Origin of the sequence: Streptomyces seoulensis (assembly GCF_022846655.1) — a bacterium.
In the GTDB taxonomy this organism is placed as follows: domain Bacteria; phylum Actinomycetota; class Actinomycetes; order Streptomycetales; family Streptomycetaceae; genus Streptomyces.
In genome coordinates, this window is sequence record NZ_AP025667.1 from 1,849,673 (window position 1) to 1,870,753 (window position 21,081).

Genomic DNA, 21,081 nt, shown 5'->3' on the forward strand with positions numbered 1-21,081 from the left:
CTCACAGCTTCCCGCCCCGGCCGCCCTCGCGCCGGGGCGGCGCTATGAGCGTGGAGAGGTACGGCAGCGCGTCGCCGTCCAGCTCGGCGGCGGGCCGCACCGACTCCTCCGCCAGCCCGAGCGCCGACCCCCACACCGCGTCCTGAAGCCGCCCGGCCTCCCGCAGCGCCTCGGCCACCTCCGCCGCGCGCCGCCCGAACTTGTACGCCACCACGGTCCCCGGACCCGCCAGCGCCTCCTTCAGCGCCTCAGCGCCCGCCGTCACCGGCACCAGCGTCAGCGGCTCGGTGCCCTCGGTCAGCACCGCGCCCGACCTGGCCGCGAGATCCTGCATCGCGGTGATACCGGGCACCGTCTCCACCACCAGTCCCGGCACCAGCTCCCTGAGCGTCTGCGCCAGGTAGGTGAAGGTCGAGTACACGTTCGGATCGCCGATGGTGGCGAACGCGACGTACGGGTGCTCCCGCAGCAGCTCCGCGACCCGCGCGCCCGCCGCGTCCCACGCGGCCTCCCGGCGCGCCCGGTCCGTCCGCTCGTTCAGCGCGAACACCACCCGGACGATCTTCCCGCCGGACACGTGGTGCAGCACCGTCGCCTCGGCCCGCCCCCGCTCCCCGGTGTCCATCACCGGTACGACGACCACGTCGGCGGCCCGCAGCGCGTTGACCCCCTTCACGGTCACCAGCTCCGGGTCGCCAGGACCCACCCCGACCCCGACCAGCCTGCTGCTCATGACGTCCGGCACCTCTCCGTGAACCTCCGTGCCACACCGGGCTCCGACGCCCAGTGGGTGTGCAGATAACTCGCGTGCACGCCCCGCTGTACGAACCCCTCGACCCGCCGCGCGGGCGCGACCACCCCCCAGGCGGGCGCGCTGCCGGCCCCCGGCCGGATCACGGTCCGGTGGAACTCGTGCCCCCGCATCCGGGTCCCGGCCACCGCCAGCACGCTGTCCCCGACGGCCACGGCGTCCCGGTACCCGAGGGTCAGCCGCTCGGTCATGCGCGCGGACGCGTCGAGCACCCCGCACATGGGGATCCCGTCCAGCTCCTGGCACAGATAGAGCAACCCGGCACACTCGGCGGCTACGGGCGCTCCACCGAGAGCCAGCTCCGCGATCTCCTTGCGCAGCGCTTCGTTGGCCCCGAGCTCACTCGCGTAGACCTCCGGGAAACCCCCGCCGATGACGAGCCCCCGAGTCCCCTCGGGCAACCGCTCATCCCGCAGCGGGTCGAACGTGACGACGTCAGCCCCGGCTGCGGCGAGCAACTCGGCATGCTCGGCGTAGGAGAAGGTGAACGCGGGACCTCCGGCCAGGGCGATGACGGGACGGTCAGGTGCGGGTGTGCCGATGACGGCCGACTGTTCCGACCCCTCGTCCCGCCTCTCGACCGACCGGGACGGGTGGTCGTCGGTGTGCAAGGAAAGGGCCTCGACCGGAGACCACCCCGCACCCGGCAACGCCCCCGCACTCCGCGCCAGCGCCATCACCGCGTCCAGGTCGCACCCGGCGGACACCTGCGCCGCCATGGCCGCGACCGCCGACACCGCGGCCGCACCCCGCTCGGCGACAGGCACCAGCCCGAGATGCCGCGAAGGCGTCTCCACCTGCAGAGCCCGCCGCAGCACGCCCAGCACAGGCACCCCCGACTCCTCCAGCGCCTCCCGCAAGAGCGCCTCGTGCCGGTCGGAGCCCACCTTGTTCAGGATCACGCCCCCGATCCGCACCCCCGTGTCCCAGGAGGCGAACCCGTGGACCAGCGCGGCCACCGACCGCGACTGCGACGACGCGTCCACGACCAGCACCACCGGCGCCCGGAGCAGCTTCGCCACCTGCGCGGTGGACGCCAGCTCACCCTGCCCGGCGGCCCCGTCGTACAGCCCCATCACGCCCTCGACCACGCCCAGATCACAGCCCCGGGCACCGTGCGCGAACAGCGGAGCGATCAGCTCCGGCCCGCACAGGTACGCGTCGAGGTTGCGCCCCACCCGCCCGGTGGCGAGCGCGTGGTAACCGGGATCGATGTAGTCGGGCCCCACCTTGTGCGGAGACACGGCGAGCCCCCGCGCGGCGAACGCGGCCATCAGCCCCGTGGCGACGGTGGTCTTCCCGCTGCCGGACGACGGCGCCGCGACGACCAGCCGGGGAACGGACATCACCACTCGATGCCCCTCTGCCCCTTCTGCCCGGCGTCCATCGGATGCTTCACCTTGGACATGTCGGTCACCAGATCCGCGAACTCCACCAGCGGAGCAGGGGCATTGCGCCCGGTGATCACCACGTGCTGGTTACCCGGCCGGGCACGCAGCACCTCGACGACCTCCTCGGTGTCCACCCACCCCCAGTGCATCGGGTAGGCGAACTCGTCCAGCACGTACAGCCGGTACGTCTCGGCGGCCAGGTCCCGCTTGACCTGCGCCCACCCCTCCCGCGCCTTCTCCTCGTTGTCGAGCTGGGCGTCCCGCTGCACCCAGGACCACCCCTCGCCCATCTTGTGCCAGTCGACGGTCCCGCCCTCGCCGGAGGCACCGAGTACGCGCAGCGCGTTCTCCTCGCCGACCTTCCACTTCGCCGACTTGACGAACTGGAACACCCCGATCGGCCACCCCTGGTTCCACGCCCGCAGCGCCAGCCCGAACGCGGCCGTCGACTTGCCCTTCCCGATCCCCGTGTGCACGACCACCAGCGGACGGTTGCGCCGCTGACGCGTCGTCAGCCCGTCGTCCGGCACCACACTCGGCTGCCCCTGCGGCACTACGCGGCCCTCCTCGACGTCGTTCCCCGTACATCCCTGACCAGCCCGGCGATCGCATCCGCCCGCAGCTCCTCCAGCGTCACCGCCGTACCGCCCAGCTCCTCGGCCAGCCGCCCCGCGAGTCCCAGCCGCACCGGCCCCGACTCGCAGTCCACGACCACCGAGGCCACCGACTCCGCGCCGAACAGCCGCGCCGCACGCCCCGCCAGCGCCACCGGCTCCGGACCACCGGTCGCCCGGCCGTCCGTCACCACCACCAGCAGCGCCCGCCGGGACGGGTCCCGCAGCCGCTCCACCCGCAGCACGTCGTGCGCCTTCAGCAACCCCGCCGCCAGCGGCGTGCGGCCACCGGTCGGCAGCGACTCCAGCCGGGCCGCCGCCGCGTCCACCGACGAGGTGGGCGGCAGCGCGACCTCGGCCGCCGAACCCCGGAAGGTCACCAGACCGACCTTGTCCCGCCGCTGGTAGGCGTCCAGCAGCAGCGACAGCACGGCACCCTTCACCGCACTCATCCGCTGCCGCGCCGCCATCGAGCCGGAGGCGTCCACGACGAACAGCACGAGGTTCCCCTCACGCCCCTCCCGCGCCGCCTGCCGCAGATCGTCCCGGCGCAGCACCAGCCCCGGCCCCGACCGGCCCCGCGCCCGCTGATGCGGAGCGGCGGCCCGTACGGTGGCGGCCAGGTGCAGCTTGGTCAGCGCCCCGCGCGGCCGCAGCGCCCCGGTGGTCCGCCCGCGCTCGGTCCGCGCCCGCGAACGCCGCCCGGCCGCACCCGCCCCGACACCGGGCACGGTCAGCGCCTTGGTCCGGAACGGCTCCGCCGCCCGCGCCGGCGCCTGCTCACCCGCACCACCGGCGGACGGCTGCGGCTCCCCGTCCTCACCGGCCTCGGGCTGCGCACCGGCGTCCCCGCCCTGCGGACCTTCCTCGGGCGACGGCTGCCCGCCCCCACCAGGCCCGTCCGGGCCGGGATCGGGGTCGTCATCGTCCCCGGCCGATTCCTCCAGCGTCTGGTCGAGCTTGTCCTCGTCCAGCCCCGGCGCGTCGAACGGATTGCGGCGCCGCCGGTGCGGCAGCGCCAGCAGCGCGGCCTGCCGCACGTCCTCGGCCAGCACATCGCTGCGCCCGTCCCACGCGGCCAGCGCGGTCGCGGTACGCGCCATCACGATGTCGGCCCGCATGCCGTCCACCTCGAAGGCCGCACAGGTCGCCGCGATCTGCTTCAACGCCCCGTCGCCCAGCCGCACCTTCGGCAGCAACTCCCGCGCCGCCACGACGCGCTGCCGTACGGCGCTCTCCTCGTCCGCCCAGCGCGCCGCGAACCCCGCCGGATCGTCGTCGTACGCCAGCCGGCGCCGGACGACCTCCACCCGCTGATCGGGCTCCCGCGAGGCGGCCACTTCGACCGTCAGCCCGAACCGGTCGAGCAACTGCGGCCGCAGCTCGCCCTCTTCGGGGTTCATGGTGCCGACGAGCAGGAACCGCGCGGCATGCCGTACGGAGACACCCTCGCGCTCGACGTACGAGGCGCCCATCGCTGCCGCGTCCAGCAGCACGTCCACCAAGTGGTCGTGCAGCAGGTTCACTTCGTCGACGTAGAGGATGCCCCGGTTGGCCGCGGCCAGCAGCCCCGGCTCGAACGCCTTGACCCCCTCCGCGAGCGCCCGCTCGATGTCCAGCGCCCCGACGAGCCGGTCCTCGGACGCCCCCACCGGCAGCTCGACCATCCGCGCATCCCGCGCCTCGGCCGACTCCACCGTGTGCGGCCCGTCCGGGCAGGTCGGATCGGGCGACGCCGGGTCACAGGAGAACCGGCACCCGGCCACCACCTCGACCTCGGGCAGCAGCGCCGCCAGCGCCCGCACGGCGGTGCTCTTGGCGGTGCCCTTCTCGCCCCGGACGAGGACGCCACCGATGTTCGGCGCGACCGCGTTGAGCAGCAGGGCCAGTTGCAGATCCTGCTGGCCGACCACCGCGGTGAACGGGAATCGCGTGCTCACTCGTCTCCCTCCAGCTCTCCCTCGAGTTCCAGATATGTCGCCCGGAGCCGTTCCAAGGTCTCCTGGTCCGGCTCCTCCCACAGTCCCCGGTCCGCCGCCTCCAGCAGGCGTTCGGTGATGCCGCGCAGGGCCCAGGGGTTGGACTTCTTCATGAAGTCCCGGTTCTCCGGGTCGAAGACGTACTCGGCGCTGAGCTTCTCGTACATCCAGTCGTCCACCACGCCCGCCGTGGCGTCGTATCCGAAGAGGTAGTCCACGGTCGCCGCCATCTCGAAGGCGCCCTTGTAGCCGTGCCTGCGCATCGCGGCCATCCAGCGCGGGTTGACCACGCGGGCGCGGAAGACACGGTGCGTCTCCTCGCCGAGGGTGCGGGTCTTGACCTGATCGGGGACGGCCGAGTCGCCCACGTACGCCTCGGGGCTGGTGCCCGTCAGATGGCGGACCATGGCGACCATGCCACCGTGGTACTGGAAGTAGTCGTCGGCGTCGACAAGATCGTGTTCTCGGGTATCGACGTTTTTCGCCGCCACCGCGATCCGCTTGAACGCCGTCTCCATGTCCCCCCGCGCCGCCCGCCCGTCGAGCCCGCGCCCGTAGGCGTAGCCGCCCCAGACGGCGTACACCTCGGCGAGGTCGGCGTCGCTCCGCCAGTTGCGGGCGTCGATCAGCGGCAGCAGGCCCGCGCCGTACGCGCCCGGCTTGGAGCCGAAGACGCGGGCCGTGGCGCGGCGGCGGTCGCCGTGCTCGGCGGTGTCCTCCTCGACGTGCGCGCGGACGTAGTTGGACTCGCCGGGCTCGTCCAGGTCGGCCACCGCGCGCACCGCGTCGTCGATCAGGCCGACCACGTGCGGGAACGCGTCCCGGAAGAAGCCGGAGATGCGGACGGTGACGTCGATGCGGGGGCGGCCCAGCTCGGCAGCCGGCACGATCTCGAAGCCGGTCACACGGCGCGAGGCGTCGTCCCACACCGGGCGGCAGCCCAGCAGGGCGAGGATCTCCGCGATGTCGTCGCCCTGGGTGCGCATCGCCGAGGTGCCCCACACGGTGAGGCCCACCGACTTCGGGTACTCCCCGGTGTCTGCCAGGTACCGCTGCACCAGCGAGTCCGCGAGGGACTGCCCGACCTCCCAGCTCAGCCGGGACGGGATCGCCTTGGGGTCGACGGAGTAGAAGTTGCGCCCGGTCGGCAGCACGTTGACCAGACCCCGCGTGGGGGAGCCGGAGGGGCCCGCCGGGACGTAACCGCCGTCCAGCGCGCGGAGGATGTGCCCGATCTCGTCGGTGGTCCGGGCGAGCCGGGGCACGACCTCCGTGCAGGCGAACTCCAGCACCGCCGAGGCGTCGGCCAGTTCGAAGCCCAGCACCTCGTCCAGCACCGCCGGTACGGCCGCCCGGTCCCAGTCCCGCGCCTCCATGCCCTCGGCGACCCCGCGGCACAGCTTCTCCAGCAGGTCGATCGCGTCGGCCCCGGTGCGCGCCGGACCCTCGGCCAGGTCGGTCAGCTCCACCGGAACCTTCACCGGCGCGCCCGGCTCGGCCAGCAGCTCCTTCTCCACCAGCCCGAAATGCTGGGCGAGCGCGGCCCGCAGTCCCGGCAGCGCGTTGGCCTGGCCGCCCCACACCTGGGAGGCGCGCAGCACGGCGAGGACGAGGTTCACGCGGGGCTCGCCCTCCGGGCCGCCGCCCAGGATGTGCAGTCCGTCGCGGATCTGCACGTCCTTGATCTCGCAGAGGTAGCCGTCGATGTGCATGACGAAGGAGTCGAAGTCGTCGTCCTCCGGCTGCTCGTCCACGTGCAGGTCGTGGTGCAGCTCGGCCGCCTTGACCAGCGTCCAGATCTGCGCGCGCACGGCCGGGGCCTTGGTCGGGTCGAGGTCGGAGACGAGCGCGTACTCGTCCAGCAGTTGTTCCAGCTTGGCGAGGTCGCCGTAGGTGTCGGCGCGGGCCATCGGCGGCACCAGGTGGTCGACCACCGTGGCGTGCCCGCGCCGCTTGGCCTGGGTGCCCTCGCCGGGGTCGTTGACGATGAACGGGTAGATCAGCGGGAGTTCACCGAGGACGGCGTCGGGGGCGCAGCCGCGCGACAGGCCGAGGCCCTTGCCCGGCAGCCACTCCATCGTGCCGTGCTTGCCCATGTGCACGACCGCGTCCGCGCCGAAACTGTTCTCCAGCCAGCGGTAGGCGGCCAGGTAGTGGTGCGAGGGCGGCATGTCGGGGTCGTGGTAGATGGCGATGGGGTTCTCGCCGAAGCCGCGCGGCGGCTGGATCATCACGACGACGTTCCCGAACTGGAGCGAGGCGAGCACGATGTCGTCGCCGTCCACGTACAGGTTGCCCGGCGGTTCGCCCCACGCCTCCAGCATGGCGTCGCGCAGCTCGGGGTCGAGGGTGTCGAACCAGGCCCGGTAGTCCGCGAGCGGCACCCGGGCGGGCGCGGCGGCGAGCTGCTCCTCGGTCAGCCACTCCACGTCGTGACCGCCTGCCGCGATCAGCCGGTGGATCAACTCGTCGCCCTCGGAGGGGTATTCACTCACCCCGTACCCGGCGTCGCGCAGCGCGTCCAGCACCCGGACCGCCGAGGCGGGGGTGTCCAGGCCGACGGCGTTGCCGACGCGGGAGTGCTTGGTCGGGTAGGCGGTGAAGACCAGCGCGATCCGCTTCTCCGCGTTCGGCTGGTGCCGAAGTGCCGCGTGCCGTACGGCGATCCCGGCGACCCGTGCCGCCCGCTCGGGGTCGGCGACGTAGACCGGGACCTCGTCGGGTCCTGGCTCCTTGAAGGAGAAGGGCACGGTGATCAGGCGGCCGTCGAACTCCGGGATGGCGACCTGCATCGCGGCGTCCATGGGGGAGAGGGCCGCGTCCGAGGCGTCCCAGGCGGCTCGCGTGGAGGTGAGGCAAAGCCCCTGCAGTACGGGCACGTTCAGGTCCGCGAGGGCGCCGATGTCCCACGCCTCCTCGTCGCCGCCCGCCGAGGCGGCCGAGGCGTGCGCGCCGCCGGCCGCGAGCACGGTGGCGATCAGGGCGTCGGCCCGCCCCAGCAGCTCGTACAGCCCGGCGTCCGCGTCGCGCAGCGAACCGCAGTACACCGGAAGGGCGTTGGCGCCGCGCTCCTCGATGGCCGCGCACAGGGTATCCACGAAGGCGGTGTTGCCGCTGAGTTCGTGGGCCCGGTAGAAGAGCACGCCGACGGTCGGGCGTCCCGCGCGCTGCTCGTGGCTGCCGTGCAGCCCGAACTCCGGCATCCGGTAAGGCTCTTCGAAGCCCTCGCCGGTGAGCAGGACGGTGTCGGAGAGGAACCGGGACAGCTCCAGCAGGTTCGCCGGGCCGCCCTCGACCAGGTAGCGCAGGGACTCCGCGACGACCCCGGCCGGGGCGGTCGACTCGGCCATCAGCTCGGCGTCCGGCACGCTCTCGCCGCCCAGCAGCACCGTCGGCACCCCGGACGCCTTCAGCGCGGCGAGCCCGTCCTCCCAGGCCCGCTTGCCGCCCAGCAGCCGGACGACCGCGATGTCCGCGCCGTCGAGCAGGGCGGGCAGGTCGGCGGCGGCGTCCACGCGGGACGGGTTGCCGATCCGGTAGTCGGCGCCGCTGGCGCGGGCGGCCAGCAGGTCCGTGTCGGCGGTCGACAGCAACAACACTGTGCTCATGCGGGCGCTCCCGGTGGAATGAAGGGCAGTCCTGCGGGCGCGCCCGACTCGATGAGCCGCCAGAGCGCGTCCGTGTCCGCGTGGTGTTCGATCAGGTCGCCGAGCAGGTCGAGCTGCTCCTCGCGCAGCGCGGCGAAAGAGGTGTCGGGGGCCGGGACGAAGCGGCGCCCGGAGGCGGCGGCGACCTCGCGGAGGAAGGCCCGGCGGAAGGCGTCCGACTCCAGCGAGCCGTGCCAGTGGGTGCCCCACACCGGGCCGGCCCGGCAGCCGTCCAGGAAGGGGTCCCCGCCCAGCACCTCGGCGACCCCGTGGTGGATCTCGTACCCCTCGACGGGCTCGCCCAGGGCTTCCCCGACGGGCCGGGCGAGGGTCTTGTCGGCGTGGAACCGCACGCGCACCGGGAGCAGTCCGAGCCCCGGTACCTGTCCCGCGCGCGACTCGACGTCGTCCTCGATGTGCTCGCCGAGCAGTTGGAAGCCGCCGCAGATCCCGAGCACCGGACGCCCCTCGGCGGCCCGGCGCGCCAGCGCGTCCGCGAGCCCCCGCTCGCGCAGCCACGCGAGCGCCCGTACGGTCCCGCGGGTGCCCGGCACCACCACGAGGTCGGCGTCGGCCAGCTCCTCGGGCCGGTCCACGAAGCGGACCACGACACCGGGTTCGGCGGCGAGGGCGTCCACGTCGGTGAAGTTGGACATCAGCGGGACCGCGCACACGGCGACCCGCAGCACGTCCTCACCGACGGGCGGGGCGACCGTCGACTCCCGGACCGTCCCGCGCAGGGACACCCTGAGGCCGTCCTCCTCGTCGATGCCGAGCCCGTGCCGGAAGGGCAGCACGCCGTAGGTGTGCCGTCCGGTGAGCCCGCGCAGCATGTCCAGGCCCGGCTCCAGCAGCGAGACGTCGCCCCGGAACTTGTTGACCAGGAACCCGGCGATCAGCTCCTGGTCCTCGGGGGACAGCAGGGCGACGGTGCCGAAGAAGGAGGCGAAGACACCACCCCGGTCGATGTCGCCGACGACGAGCACGGGCAGCCGCGCGCCCCGCGCCACCCCCATGTTGACGATGTCGGTGCGCCGCAGGTTGATCTCGGCGGGCGAACCCGCACCCTCGCAGATCACCGCGTCATACGTGCCCCGCAGCTCGGCCAGACAGTCCAGCACGGTGCCGAGGAGGGCCTGTTGACGTCCGCCGTGATACCCGCGTGCGCTGAGCTCGCCCACCGGCTTTCCCAGCAGCACCACTTGGCTGCTGCGCTCGCCACCGGGCTTGAGCAGCACGGGGTTCATCAGCGCGGTCGGCTCGGTGCGGCACGCCTGGGCCTGCATGGCCTGGGCCCGCCCGATCTCCGCGCCCTCACGGGTCACGAAGGAGTTGAGGGACATGTTCTGGCCCTTGAACGGCGCCACCTTGACGCCCTGCCGGACCAGCCACCGGCAGATCCCCGCCGTCACCACGCTCTTGCCCGCGTCGGACGTCGTCCCCGCGACCAGAAGGCCACCGTTCACCGGCCCCGCCCCTTCCCGATGAGGCGCCCGGCGACGGTGACGCCGAGCGCGAGCAGCCCGACCCGGCGGGAGAGCCGTGCCGCACGCTCGATGTCGGCGACCTGGACAGGCCGCCCGGTGCCGTTGAGGACGGGCCGGTGTTCGACCCGGCCGCCGTAGGAGAGGGTGCCGCCCAGCCGTACGCCGAGCGCGCCCGCGAAGGAGGCCTCCACGGGGCCCGCGTTGGGGCTCGGATGCCGGTGCGCGTCCGCCCGCCAGGCCCGCAGGGCACCGCGCGGGTCGTCCCCGGCGAGCACGGCGAGCACGGCGGTCAGCCGGGCGCCCGGCCAGCCCGCGACGTCGTCGAGGCGGGCGGCGGCCCAGCCGAAGCGGCGCAGCCGGGGCGACCTGTGCCCCACCATCGCGTCCAGCGTGTTCACGGCCCGGAAGCCCAGCAGCCCCGGCACCCCGGCCACCGCGCCCCATACCAGGGCGCCCACCACGGCGTCGGAGGTGTTCTCCGCGACCGACTCCACCACGGCACGCGCGATCGCGTCGGCGTCCAGCGACTGCGGGTCCCGGCCGCACAGGTGCGGCAGCCGGGCCCGCGCGGCCGTCAGGTCGCCGCGCTCCAGGGCATGCCCGACGGCCCGCGCCTCGCGGGCCAGGGAGGTGCCGCCGACGACGGCCCAGGTGGCCGCCGCGGTCAGCGCGGCGGAAGCGGTGAAGGAGGGGCGTACGGCGCGTGCGGCCACCGCTCCGAGCGCGGTGACGCCTCCGGCGCACAGCAAGGTGTGCAGCGCGCCCCAGCCGCGGTGGTCGTGCCACAGCGCGCGTTCCGCACGCCCGGCGGCCCGCCCGAAGGCGGCGACGGGATGCATGCGGCGGGGGTCGCCCAGGAGGAGGTCACCGAGGAGTCCGGCGGCGGCACCGTACGCGTACGAGCGATCGGCGCCCATCGGCTCAGCCGGCCGTGGACGCGCAGACGTTCCTGGTTCGGGCTCTGGATCGGCGGCCGGGCATCACGGTAGTCCTCACTCAGGGTGTCCACGCCCTGGTTCGACGAGACCGGCGGCGAGAGTTCCTGGCTTCCGGGGACTGCTCCCCGGTGACAGTGGCGGGACCGCGCCGGATTCGCACCGGCTTCCTCTGCTGCCGCCGTACATGGCCCGCGAAGTCCACCACGTGCCCGGAAGGGCCGTCAACCTGCCCGTGACCTGCGGGAGAAGAGTGTGTGGAGCCCCACACCGGCGTCTGCGGGGACAGCGGAAGGCCCCCGCGCGGCGTGTGCCGTGCGGGGGCCCTCCGGTGAGCGCTAGGCGACGATCAGATAGAAGCCGTAGCCCACCGCCGCCGCGCAGGCGGCGAAGCAGGCGTACGCGCCGGTGACCGCGAGAGCGGCCGAGCCGCCGGCGGCCGCGGCACGCTCGCGGCGGGCCAGGCCGCCGATGCCGAGGGTGAACAGGCCCACCAGGGCCACCGTGACCACGAGGCTGACGCCGAAGACGGAGCCGAGGGCCGCCCAGTCGATCTTCATGGGGATGTTCCTCCAGTTGCCGGGTGGTCAGACCGCGGCGGGCGGGGCGGTGGTGGCGTGGGTGGGCGTGTGCTCGGTGGAGGCGGCCGGGATGGTGGCCGTCAGGTCGTCCGTGACGGTGCCCGCCGGGGGCGGCGTCACCATGGCCATCGCGGTGGTCACCACGCCGGCCGGCTCGACGTATTCCTCGGTCGTGACGTTGGTGTGGTCGATGACCTGGCGGCGGGAGATCTTCCAGATGGCGAAGCTGCAGCCGATCAGGAAGGCGGCGACGAGCGCCGTGCCCCAGTCGCCCAGGCCGGTCACGGCCTCGGCGCCCGCGCCGACCAGCGCGGCGGCCGGCAGGGTGAGCGCCCAGGCGACGAACATCCGGGTCGCGGTGGACCAGCGGACCACACCGCCCTTGCGGCCGAGGCCCGCGCCCATCACCGAGCCGGAGACGACGTGGGTGGTGGAGAGGGAGAAGCCGAGGTGCGAGGAGGCCAGGATCGCGGTCGCGGCACTGGTCTGCGCGGCGAAGCCCTGACGGGGCTCCAGGTCGGTCAGGCCCTTGCCCATGGTGCGGATGATGCGCCAGCCGCCGATGTAGGTGCCGAGCGCGATGGCCAGGCCGGCGGAGAGGATCACCCAGGTGGGAGGGTTGGAGCCGGGGGCCAGCGCACCGCCCGCGATCAGCGCGAGGGTGATGATGCCCATCGTCTTCTGCGCGTCGTTGGTGCCGTGCGCCAGGGAGACCAGACCGGCCGAGGCGATCTGGCCCGCGCGGTAGCCCTTGCGGGTGGCGTCGCTGTCGTCGTCGCGGCCGATGCGGTAGGAGAGGCGGGTGGCGAGCATCGTGGCGAGGCCCGCCACGAGCGGCGCGGCGACCGCGGGGAGCAGCACCTTGGTGACCAGCACGTCACCGTGGACGGCGCCGAAGCCCGCCGAGGCGACGGTGGCACCGACGAGGCCGCCCATCAGGGCGTGCGAGGAGCTGGAGGGCAGGCCCACCAGCCAGGTCAGCAGGTTCCAGAGGATCGCGCCGGTCAGGGCGGCGAAGATGACCTCGGGACGGATGCCGGTCTCGTCGACGAGACCCTTGGAGATCGTGTTGGCGACCTCCACCGAGAGAAAAGCGCCCACCAGGTTGAGTGCGGCGGACATGGCCACCGCGACCTTGGGCTTGAGTGCACCGGTCGAGATGGTCGTGGCCATCGCGTTGGCAGTGTCGTGGAAACCGTTCGTGAAATCGAACGCGAGTGCGGTTACCACCACAATCGCGAGGATCAGCGACAAGCTTTCCATTTACCCAGGCAATCGTTCGAAGTCGTTGGCGGGATGAACGTAGGCAACCTGGGTGAACGGAAGGTGAACTGGGCCGGGCGCCACGGTGTCGGAAGCGGCGGCCCGGATTCCAGGGTCGCCAGGCCCGTCTCCAGGGCCCGTTCAGCGCCCGCGGGCGAAGGCCCGCAGCCGCGCGGAGGAGCCGTCGAAGAGATCCTGGTCACCCGGCAGCCGGCCCTTGGTGTCGTACTGCCAGAAGGTCCAGTACCGCCAGCCGCCGGGCAGTCTGCCGGGGTCGGCGGAACCGTGGCTGGCGATCCACAGGGCGTGGTCGGCGGAGAAGGCGCGGCTGTTGCCGGTGCAGGCGGTCCACCAGTTGGTGGTGGTGTAGATGACCGGGCGGCGGCCGGTCTCCCGGCGGACCTCGTCGCTGAAGGACCTGACCCAGCGGACCATCCGCTTGCGGCTCAGCCCGTAGCACTTGTGGTGCTTGTCGTACGGGTTGTACTCGATGTCGAGCGCGGGCGGCAGCGTCCTGCCGTCCGCCCGCCAGTCGCCGCCGTGCCGGACGAAGTACGCGGCCTGTGCGGCGCCGGAGGAGCGGTCGGGGAGGGCGAAGTGGTAGGCGCCGCGGATCAGTCCGGCCCGGCGCGCGCCGTCGTACTGGCCGGTGAAGTAGGGGTTGCGGTAGGTCGTGGACTCGGTCGCCTTGACGTACGCGAACCGGGCGCCCTCGGCGCGGGCCGAGGGCCAGTCGACGCGCTTCTGGTGGGAGGACACGTCGTGCCCCCTGGGCAGGCCCGGACGCGGTCCGGACGCCTCGGTGGGCGGGGCGTGGGCGCCGGTGAGGGCGAGTGCCGAGAGGGCCGCCGCGAGGACGCCCGCGCGGCGACGGGTTGATGAGCGGTCACGGGCCATGCGGTCCCCCGAGTGGCGGTGAAACGGCGTCCAGCAAGCAAGAGGGATCAGTCAATGACGGGGGATCGCGAGAAGTGTGACTATTTGCTGCGTTTCCCGCTGGTTTCGCTCGTTCGGAGTCGCGGGGGTGACCTGGAAGCCGACTCGCGCCCGGCCGCCGGCTGGCAGGATCGCCGCATGGCGGAACAGCGGCGGGACGCGGACGGCGACGAGGCGCGGGCCTGGGCGGAACTGGTGGCCACGGCCCGGCGGACCGTCGCCGACGGGCTGGTCGTCGGCACCTCCGGCAACGTCTCGGCGCGCGTGGGCGACACGGTCCTGGTCACCCCCTCGGGCGTGCCCTACGACCGGCTCACCCCCGACGACGTCACCGCCGTCGACCTCTCCGGCCGCCAGGTGCTGGGCACGCTGGTGCCGACCAGCGAACTGCCCATGCACCTCGCGGTGTACCGCACCACCGATGCCCGCGCGGTCGTGCACACCCACGCCGTGCACGCCACGGCCGTCTCCACCCTCGTCACCGAGCTGCCCCCCGTCCACTACATGACCTGCGCGCTCGGCGGCCCCGTACGAGTGGCCCCCTACGCCGCCTACGGCACCCCCGAGCTGGCCGCGCACATGCTCCGCGCCCTGGAGGACCGCTCCGGCTGCCTCCTGCGCAACCACGGCACGATCACCTACGGCGACACCCTGACCGCCGCCTACGACCGCACCGCCCAGCTCGAGTGGATGTGCCGCCTGTGGCTCACGGCCTCCTCCGTGCCGGGCCTGACCCCGGCCCTGCTGAGCGAGGCGGAGCTGGCCGAGGCGGGGGAGCGGCTGCGGGGGTACGGGCAGCGGGGCTGAGCCCGGCGGGGGCGCTCCGCTGGCCGGTACCGCCCGGCCCCCCGACACTGGAGCCGTGCGCAAAGTCCACGTAGTCGCCGCCGCGATCGGTGCCGTGCTGGCCGCCGGTGCCGCGTCCGTGGCCGTCGGCAGGCTGGCCAGCGGTGCCGCGCTGAAGCTGCCGCCCGGCCGCCCGCTGCCCACCGAACCCCGGCTCACCGTGCACGCCGTGGAGGGCGGCCGGATCACCCTCACCCGCGACCTCGCCTCCCGCCGCCCCGGCGTCTACGGCCTCGCGGGCAACGGCTCCCACGCCGTGGTCGGACCGGTCCTGGAGGGCGCCGAGCAGAGCGCCGACACCGTCGTACGCGCCCTCGAACGCGTCACCCACGGAACCTTCGCCCCCGGCGACTCCGCCTGGCTCACCCCCAACGCGTACGTGGGGGACCCCGGCTCCGCCCTCGGTCTTGAGCACGCCGACATCGACGTGCCCGGCGAACTCGGCGCGCTGCCCGCGTGGTTCGTGCCCGGACAGCGGGACACCTGGGTCATCGCCGTGCACGGTCTGGGCGCCACCCGCGAGCAGACCCTCAACGTCATGGGGATACTGCACGCGCTCGGGCTGCCCGTGCTCGCCCTCGCCTACCGCGGCGACCTCGGCGCCCCCCGCTCCCCGGACGGCCTCAGCCACCTCGGCGAGACCGAGTGGCGGGACGTGGAAGCCGCGATCCGCTACGCCGTCCGCTACGGCGCCCACCGGGTCGTCCTCCTCGGCTGGTCCACCGGCGCCACCATGGCCCTGCGCGCCGCCGAACGCTCCTCCGTACGGGACCGTGTCGCCGGGCTGATCCTCGACTCGCCCGTCCTCGGCTGGGAGTCCACCCTGCGCGCCCTGGCCCACGCCCGCCACGTCCCCGGCCCGCTGCTGCCCCTCGCGGTACGCGCAGCCCAGGGCCGCGCCGGCATGCGCACCGCCCGCCAGGCCGTCGGCGTGGAACCCCTCGAGGTCCCCACCCTGATCATCCACGGCCCCGACGACGAGATCGCCCCCTGGTCGGACTCCCGCCGCCTGGCCGCCCGCCAGCCCGGCCTCGTCTCCCTCCACCCCGTCCCCAGGGCTCCCCACGCCGCCATGTGGAACGCGAGCCCCACGGCCTACGAAGACCTCCTCCGCCGATTCCTGACCCCCCTGCTGTAGGGCCGGAGATGGCTTGATCCGGTCCCCCCGGCCGTGCCACGGGACTGCTGCCTTGGCCCTCTGTGTCGCCCGCTGTGACATCCCGTTTGGGTTTTCGGACCGTCAACCGGAAGACTGCACCCGTGACGTCCCGTATCCCGCGCGACTCCAGGCTTCGACTCGTCCGACCGCGACCCCTGGCCGCCGCCCCCAGAGCTGTGAACCAGCGGCGCACGCGCCGCGCCGCGCCCCGGCCGCCCGAGGGGACACCGGCCCCCGCCGAACTGGCGAGATTGGCCCGTACCGTCCTCGCCGGGGCGGTCCGCGTGGCCCGGTGGGCCGACCACGCCCTCGGTCCCGGTGGCGACGGCGCCACCGCGGACGGCAAGGCCACCCTCTCCGACGCGACCGCCGAGCGCGCCGCGGCCGACCTCGGTCTCACCACCGCGCAGATCCGCGCCGACTGGGACACCGCCCGGCTCTCCGGACTCGTCGAGGTGCACGGCGACAGCGCGCGCCCCGGCTGGCGCCTGCGCGCCTGGGACCGCGACGACAGCGCCGTACTGCGCGGCTGGGTCGCCCTCTTCGACGCCTGGTCGCTGGCCTGCCCGGAACCCCGGGGGCAGGAACCGGCCACCGTCGCCGAAGTCGTCTCGGCCATGCCCCAGGTCCTCTCCTTCCTCCAGCTCTCCGCCGGGCCCGTCCCCGCCGAGCAGTTGCTCGACCTGCTCCAGCAGCGGGTCACCGAACTGCGCACCGAGCGCTGCGAGATCACCTACGCCCCCGGCGCCGTGGAGGCCCCCCGCCTCGCCGCCCCCGCCCCGGACGTCCCCCTCGCCCCCCTCCTCGACTGGGCCGTCGAAGCGCTCGCGGCCGTCGGCGCCCTCACCCACGGCGACGGCCAGGCCACCCTCACCCCGCTCGGCAACTGGGCGGTCTGGGTCAAGCTGGAGCAGATCTGCGTCGCCGCGCAGAGCCCCGCCGGCAACATCGAGCAGTCCGCCGAGGACATGCTCCGCGGCTGCGCCCAGCTCCGCCCCAACGCGGCCCGCGCCGAGTACCGCGCCTGGCTCGCCGCCCGCACGGTCGGCGGCGCCGTCGGCCAGCTCCTGGCCGCCGCCCGTGGCGACGACGCCCTGCTGCGCGGCCTCGCCTTCGAGGCGCTGCGCGTGGTCGGCGCCCCGGCCGAGCACGACGTCCGCGCCGTCGTCGCCGAGCCCGCGCTGCGGCCCTACGCCCTGCTCTGGCTGGCCGAGTACGACGGCATCGACCCGGAGGACGCCCACGAGGTCCTCACCCGCGAGGAAGCCACCTGGCTCTGGGTCGACACCGCCGCCGCCGTCTCCGACCACGGCGAGAGCGACATGCTGGTCCGGCACCTGGAGGCGGCGGTGCAGCCCACCGTCCCCGCCCTGCTGGACGAGGTCCGGGCCGTCGGCCACCCGCGCACCGTGCAGGTCCTGGTCGCGCTCGCCGCCGCCCACCCCGACCCCGCCCTGGCCAAGGCCGTACGCCGCGCAGCCTTCCAGGTGCACACCGGCGGCTGAGAGCGGCCCGCCGCAGCGCCCCCGCCGCTCAGGGAGTCATCGCGGGGGCGTACGTCCCGAAGCTCCAGATGTTGCCCTCGGCGTCCCGCGCCATGTAGTCCCGCGAGCCGTAGTCCTGGTCCGTCGGGGGCATCAGGATCTCCACCCCGTGCTCCACCGCCCGGCGATGATGGGCGTCCACGTCGTCCACGACCACGTACACCCCCGTCGGGCCCGCGCTCCCCATCGCCTCGTCGAAGGCGCCGCCACGGCCCTTGGAACCCAGCATCACCGCGCCGTTCCCCTGGGTCAGCTCGGCGTGCAGCACCGTGCCGTCCTCCGACTCGTACACCGCCAGCTCGGTGAAGCCCAGCGCCTGGGTGAGCTGCGCGATGGCCGCCGGCGCGTCCGCGTACAGCAGCGTCGGGTACACACTCGGGCGCCCACTCGTGTCCGCCATGCCGATCACTCCCTCGTGAGCGGTTCCGTGGTGATTCGCACCACTTGGTCCGGTCAGTCTGGCACCCGCCACCGACAACGCCTCAGCCGAAGGTGTCGCACCGGTCCGGATCGCCCGTCCGGTAGCCCTGGTCGAACCACTGCTGGCGCTGGAGCGAGGAGCCGTGGGTCCAGGTCTCCGGCGTCACGCGCCCCTGGAACTGCTCCTGGATGCGGTCGTCGCCCACGGCGGCCGCCGCGCTCAGCCCGTCCTTGATGTCCGCCGGGGTCAGGCTGGTGATCAGCGGCCGTCCCGTCGACTCGTCCGGCGTCGTCGTCGCGTGGTGCGCCCACACCCCGGCGTAGCAGTCCGCCTGGAGCTCGACGCGCACCGAGTTGCTGTCGGTGCCGGTCATCCCGTCCTGGCTGCGGTCCAGCGTGCCCATCAGGTCCTGCACATGGTGGCCGTACTCGTGCGCGATCACGTACGCCTGCGCGAACGGCCCGCCGCTCGCCCCGAACTTCGTGCGCAGCTCGTCGAAGAAGCCCAGGTCCAGATAGACCTTCTGGTCGCCGGGGCAGTAGAACGGCCCCACGGCCGCCGTCGCCGCCCCGCAGGCGGTGCGGATCTGCCCGCTGAAGAAGACCGTCTGCGCGGGGGTGTACCGCTGTCCGCGCTGCCGGAACTCCTGCGACCAGTAGTCCTGCACGCTGTTGACCACCGCGACCGCCCGGCAGTCGTCCCTGGCGTTCGCGTCCCGGCCGGTCCGGCAGTCCCGCTGGACTTCGCCCAGCGTCGAGGGCTGGGCCGCGGCACCGTCCCCGCCCTCGGAGAGGCCGAGCTGGTCCGGGCCGACACCCAGGAACAGCGCCAGCAGCAGCCCGATCAGCCCGACGACACCGCCGCCGATCGTCGCCCGGCCGCCCGGCACCCTGCTCCCGCGCACGTCCTGCACCTCGGAGGTGTCCAGATCCGCGTCGTCGTCGAACTGCACACGCCCACCACCCTCGGTCCGTGCCGCCACGCCTGTCGCCCGCAGCCCTGGCGCCATCCTTACCCCGTGACGCCCCGCACGCCGCCACCCGACGCAGGAAAAGGGCTTGCCCGCCCCCGTTAGACTGGCCCCATGGCCATTCTCCTCGCGCATTAGACGGCGGGAACGCCCTCGACAGCCGCCCATCCGTCAACCACGCACGCCCAGGAGTATGTCCGTGATCTCCGCCTCCGGTATCGAGCTGCGCGCCGGTGCGCGCGTCCTCATCGAGAACGCCACCTTCCGTGTCGCCAAGGGCGACCGCATCGGCCTCGTCGGCCGCAACGGCGCAGGCAAGACCACCCTCACCAAGTGCCTCGCCGGTGACGGCATCCCGGCCGCCGGCACCATCACCCGCTCCGGCGAGGTCGGCTATCTCCCGCAGGACCCCCGCACCGGCGACCTCGACGTCCTCGGCCGCGACCGCATCCTCTCCGCCCGCGGCCTCGACGTGCTGATCCGCAAGATGCGCGAGAACGAGCAGCGGATCGCCAACGGCTCCGGCGCCACCCGCGACAAGGCCATGCGGCAGTACGAGCGCCAGGAGACGGAGTTCCTCACCAAGGGCGGGTACTCCGCCGAGGCCGAGGCCGCGACCATCGCCGCCGCCCTCAACCTGCCCGACCGCGCGCTCGGCCAGCCGCTGCACACCCTCTCCGGTGGTCAGCGCCGCCGTATCGAGCTGGCCCGCATCCTCTTCTCGGACGCCGACACCCTGCTGCTCGACGAGCCGACCAACCACCTCGACGCCGACTCGATCGTCTGGCTCCGGGACTACCTGAGGACCTACCGCGGCGGCTTCATCGTGATCTCCCACGATGTCGACCTGGTCGAGACGGTCGTCAACAAGGTGTTCTACCTGGACGCCAACCGCGCCCAGATCGACGTCTACAACATGGGCTGGAAGCTCTACCAGCAGCAGCGCGAGGCCGACGAGAAGCGCCGCAAGCGCGAGCGGCAGAACGCGGAGAAGAAGGCCGCCGCGCTGAACTCGCAGGCCGACAAGATGCGCGCCAAGGCCACCAAGACGGTCGCCGCGCAGAACATGGCCAAGCGCGCCGACAAGCTGCTCGCCGGACTGGAGGCGGTCCGCCAGTCCGACAAGGTCGCCAAGCTCCGCTTCCCGGAGCCCGCGCCCTGCGGCAAGACCCCGCTGATGGCCGAGGGCCTGTCGAAGTCGTACGGCTCGCTGGAGATCTTCACCGACGTCGACCTGGCCATCGACAAGGGCTCCCGCGTCGTCATCCTCGGCCTCAACGGCGCCGGCAAGACCACCCTGCTGCGCCTGCTCGGCGGTGCCGAGCAGCCCGACACCGGCGAGGTCGTCCCCGGCCACGGCCTCAAGCTCGGCTACTACGCCCAGGAGCACGAGACCCTGGACCCCGAGCGCACGGTCCTGGAGAACATGCGCTCGGCCGCCCCGGACCTGGACCTGGTCGAGGTCCGCAAGACGCTCGGCTCGTTCCTGTTCTCCGGCGACGACGTCGACAAGCCCGCCGGTGTCCTCTCCGGCGGCGAGAAGACCCGTCTGGCGCTGGCCACCCTGGTCGTCTCCTCGGCCAACGTGCTGCTGCTGGACGAGCCCACCAACAACCTCGACCCCGCCAGCCGCGAGGAGATCCTCGGCGCGCTGCGCACCTACAAGGGCGCGGTCGTCCTGGTCACCCACGACGAGGGCGCCGTCGAGGCGCTCCAGCCGGAGCGGATCATCCTGCTCCCGGACGGCGTGGAGGACCTGTGGGGCTCCGACTACGCCGATCTGGTCGCGCTCGCCTGACCTCGTACGGGCCCTCTCGCGCCCCGGCGAGGCCCGGTGATCCATCCCGACCGGATCATTCGGCCCAGCGGTGATCCATCATCTGAGTGAGATCTCCTCATACCGAGGTGTGTCATACACGGATTTCGTGGCCGGTTCCCCTGTACCCGAGCGGTACCGGGGGGCCGGCCGTCGCGCGTCTCTGACCTGCGACTTCCCGAATCCACCCGTTCGGCGGTACGCGCACACGGCTTCGGAATGGCCGATTCCGTATGTGGGGACCCGCTCCTGTCGTCACAACCTCGTCTCACGGACCTTGCCGAATGGGTGGCCAACCCGACGCTGAGGGGTGATCATGAGAAGACCAGAGCGCACTTCCCATGAGGAGGCACGGGTGGCCGAGACTCTGAAGAAGGGCAGCCGGGTAACCGGCGCCGCGCGCGACAAGCTCGCGGCAGACCTGAAGAAGAAGTACGACTCCGGTGCGAGCATCCGAGCGCTGGCCGAGGAGACCGGTCGCTCGTATGGCTTCGTGCACCGGATGCTCAGCGAGTCGGGCGTCACGCTCCGTGGGCGTGGCGGTGCGACGCGGGGCAAGAAGGCCGCGTCGTCCTGACTCCGGGCGGCCCATCGGCGTCGATGGTGGCCACCCGGTCGGTCCCGTGATCGTCCGGGTGGTTACTGTGCAGTCACTTCGCGGTGCCGTACGGCATCGCGCGA

17 protein-coding genes and 1 riboswitch are annotated in these 21,081 nt (G+C 73.3%); of the genes, 5 read left to right on the forward strand and 12 right to left on the reverse strand.

Annotation, left to right across the window (positions count from 1 at the left end):
• Position 1: 1 nt before the first annotated feature.
• From cobI to HEK131_RS08520, 10 genes are all read right to left on the reverse strand, one after another.
• Positions 2-733 (reverse strand): precorrin-2 C(20)-methyltransferase, encoded by a 732-nt coding sequence (gene cobI / locus HEK131_RS08475; RefSeq protein ID WP_244334263.1) that lies wholly within the window; start codon positions 731-733, stop codon positions 2-4.
• Positions 730-2,157 carry a cobyrinate a,c-diamide synthase gene (locus HEK131_RS08480; protein WP_244334264.1) on the reverse strand — a complete coding sequence of 476 codons (1,428 nt, stop codon included), beginning with the start codon at positions 2,155-2,157 and terminating at the stop codon, positions 730-732. Before HEK131_RS08480 ends, cobI begins: the two co-directional genes overlap by 4 nt.
• Entirely contained in the window at positions 2,157-2,756 is a 600-nt protein-coding gene (gene cobO, locus HEK131_RS08485; RefSeq protein WP_244334265.1) for a cob(I)yrinic acid a,c-diamide adenosyltransferase, read from the reverse strand. Before cobO ends, HEK131_RS08480 begins: the two co-directional genes overlap by 1 nt.
• Complete coding sequence (locus HEK131_RS08490) at positions 2,756-4,756, reverse strand: putative cobaltochelatase (RefSeq protein ID WP_244334266.1); 2,001 nt, start codon at positions 4,754-4,756, stop codon at positions 2,756-2,758. Before HEK131_RS08490 ends, cobO begins: the two co-directional genes overlap by 1 nt.
• A complete protein-coding gene (gene cobN, locus HEK131_RS08495; protein WP_244334267.1) occupies positions 4,753-8,403 on the reverse strand; it encodes a cobaltochelatase subunit CobN in 3,651 nt (1,216 codons plus the stop codon). The genes HEK131_RS08490 and cobN overlap by 4 nt, the downstream gene beginning before the upstream one ends.
• Positions 8,400-9,908 carry a cobyric acid synthase gene (locus HEK131_RS08500; protein ID WP_244334268.1) on the reverse strand — a complete coding sequence of 503 codons (1,509 nt, stop codon included), beginning with the start codon at positions 9,906-9,908 and terminating at the stop codon, positions 8,400-8,402. Before HEK131_RS08500 ends, cobN begins: the two co-directional genes overlap by 4 nt.
• Positions 9,905-10,846, reverse strand: a complete 942-nt coding sequence (locus HEK131_RS08505; protein ID WP_244334269.1) for a cobalamin biosynthesis protein — start codon at positions 10,844-10,846, stop codon at positions 9,905-9,907. The genes HEK131_RS08500 and HEK131_RS08505 overlap by 4 nt, the downstream gene beginning before the upstream one ends.
• Positions 10,847-10,943: 97 nt before the next feature.
• Positions 10,944-11,062: riboswitch (cobalamin riboswitch) on the reverse strand.
• Positions 11,063-11,202: 140 nt separating this feature from the next.
• Entirely contained in the window at positions 11,203-11,424 is a 222-nt protein-coding gene (locus HEK131_RS08510) for a hypothetical protein (protein ID WP_217461544.1), read from the reverse strand.
• Positions 11,425-11,451: 27 nt separating this feature from the next.
• Positions 11,452-12,708, reverse strand: coding sequence for an inorganic phosphate transporter (locus HEK131_RS08515; protein ID WP_217461543.1), 1,257 nt, complete (start codon positions 12,706-12,708; stop codon positions 11,452-11,454).
• A gap of 141 nt (positions 12,709-12,849) precedes the next feature.
• A complete protein-coding gene (locus tag HEK131_RS08520) occupies positions 12,850-13,605 on the reverse strand; it encodes a lysozyme (protein ID WP_217461542.1) in 756 nt (251 codons plus the stop codon).
• 177 nt (positions 13,606-13,782) lie between these two features.
• On the opposite strand from HEK131_RS08520, the gene HEK131_RS08525 reads away from it, so the two are divergent.
• The 3 genes from HEK131_RS08525 to HEK131_RS08535 all read left to right on the forward strand — a co-directional run bounded on the left by HEK131_RS08525 (position 13,783) and on the right by HEK131_RS08535 (position 17,154).
• The gene (locus HEK131_RS08525; RefSeq protein ID WP_244334270.1) at positions 13,783-14,451 is read left to right on the forward strand and encodes a class II aldolase/adducin family protein; all 669 of its coding nucleotides are present in this window, start codon (positions 13,783-13,785) and stop codon (positions 14,449-14,451) included.
• Between the two features lie 55 nt (positions 14,452-14,506).
• Positions 14,507-15,628, forward strand: a complete 1,122-nt coding sequence (locus HEK131_RS08530; protein ID WP_244334271.1) for an alpha/beta hydrolase — start codon at positions 14,507-14,509, stop codon at positions 15,626-15,628.
• 122 nt (positions 15,629-15,750) lie between these two features.
• On the forward strand, positions 15,751-17,154 hold the full coding sequence (locus tag HEK131_RS08535) for a hypothetical protein (protein WP_217461539.1): 1,404 nt from the start codon (positions 15,751-15,753) through the stop codon (positions 17,152-17,154).
• A gap of 28 nt (positions 17,155-17,182) precedes the next feature.
• Here HEK131_RS08535 and HEK131_RS08540 read toward each other — a convergent pair whose 3' ends face one another.
• Both HEK131_RS08540 and ypfJ read right to left on the reverse strand, forming a co-directional pair.
• Entirely contained in the window at positions 17,183-17,593 is a 411-nt protein-coding gene (locus HEK131_RS08540) for a VOC family protein (protein ID WP_244334272.1), read from the reverse strand.
• Between the two features lie 82 nt (positions 17,594-17,675).
• Positions 17,676-18,566: a KPN_02809 family neutral zinc metallopeptidase gene (gene ypfJ / locus HEK131_RS08545; RefSeq protein WP_244334273.1), complete on the reverse strand. Its 891-nt coding sequence runs from the start codon at positions 18,564-18,566 to the stop codon at positions 17,676-17,678.
• 217 nt (positions 18,567-18,783) lie between these two features.
• Here ypfJ and HEK131_RS08550 point away from each other — a divergent pair, with 217 nt between their 5' ends.
• Positions 18,784-20,382, forward strand: a complete 1,599-nt coding sequence (locus HEK131_RS08550; RefSeq protein WP_217461607.1) for an ABC-F family ATP-binding cassette domain-containing protein — start codon at positions 18,784-18,786, stop codon at positions 20,380-20,382.
• Between the two features lie 373 nt (positions 20,383-20,755).
• Positions 20,756-20,977 carry a helix-turn-helix domain-containing protein gene (locus HEK131_RS08555; protein WP_004002281.1) on the forward strand — a complete coding sequence of 74 codons (222 nt, stop codon included), beginning with the start codon at positions 20,756-20,758 and terminating at the stop codon, positions 20,975-20,977.
• Positions 20,978-21,081 lie beyond the last annotated feature (104 nt).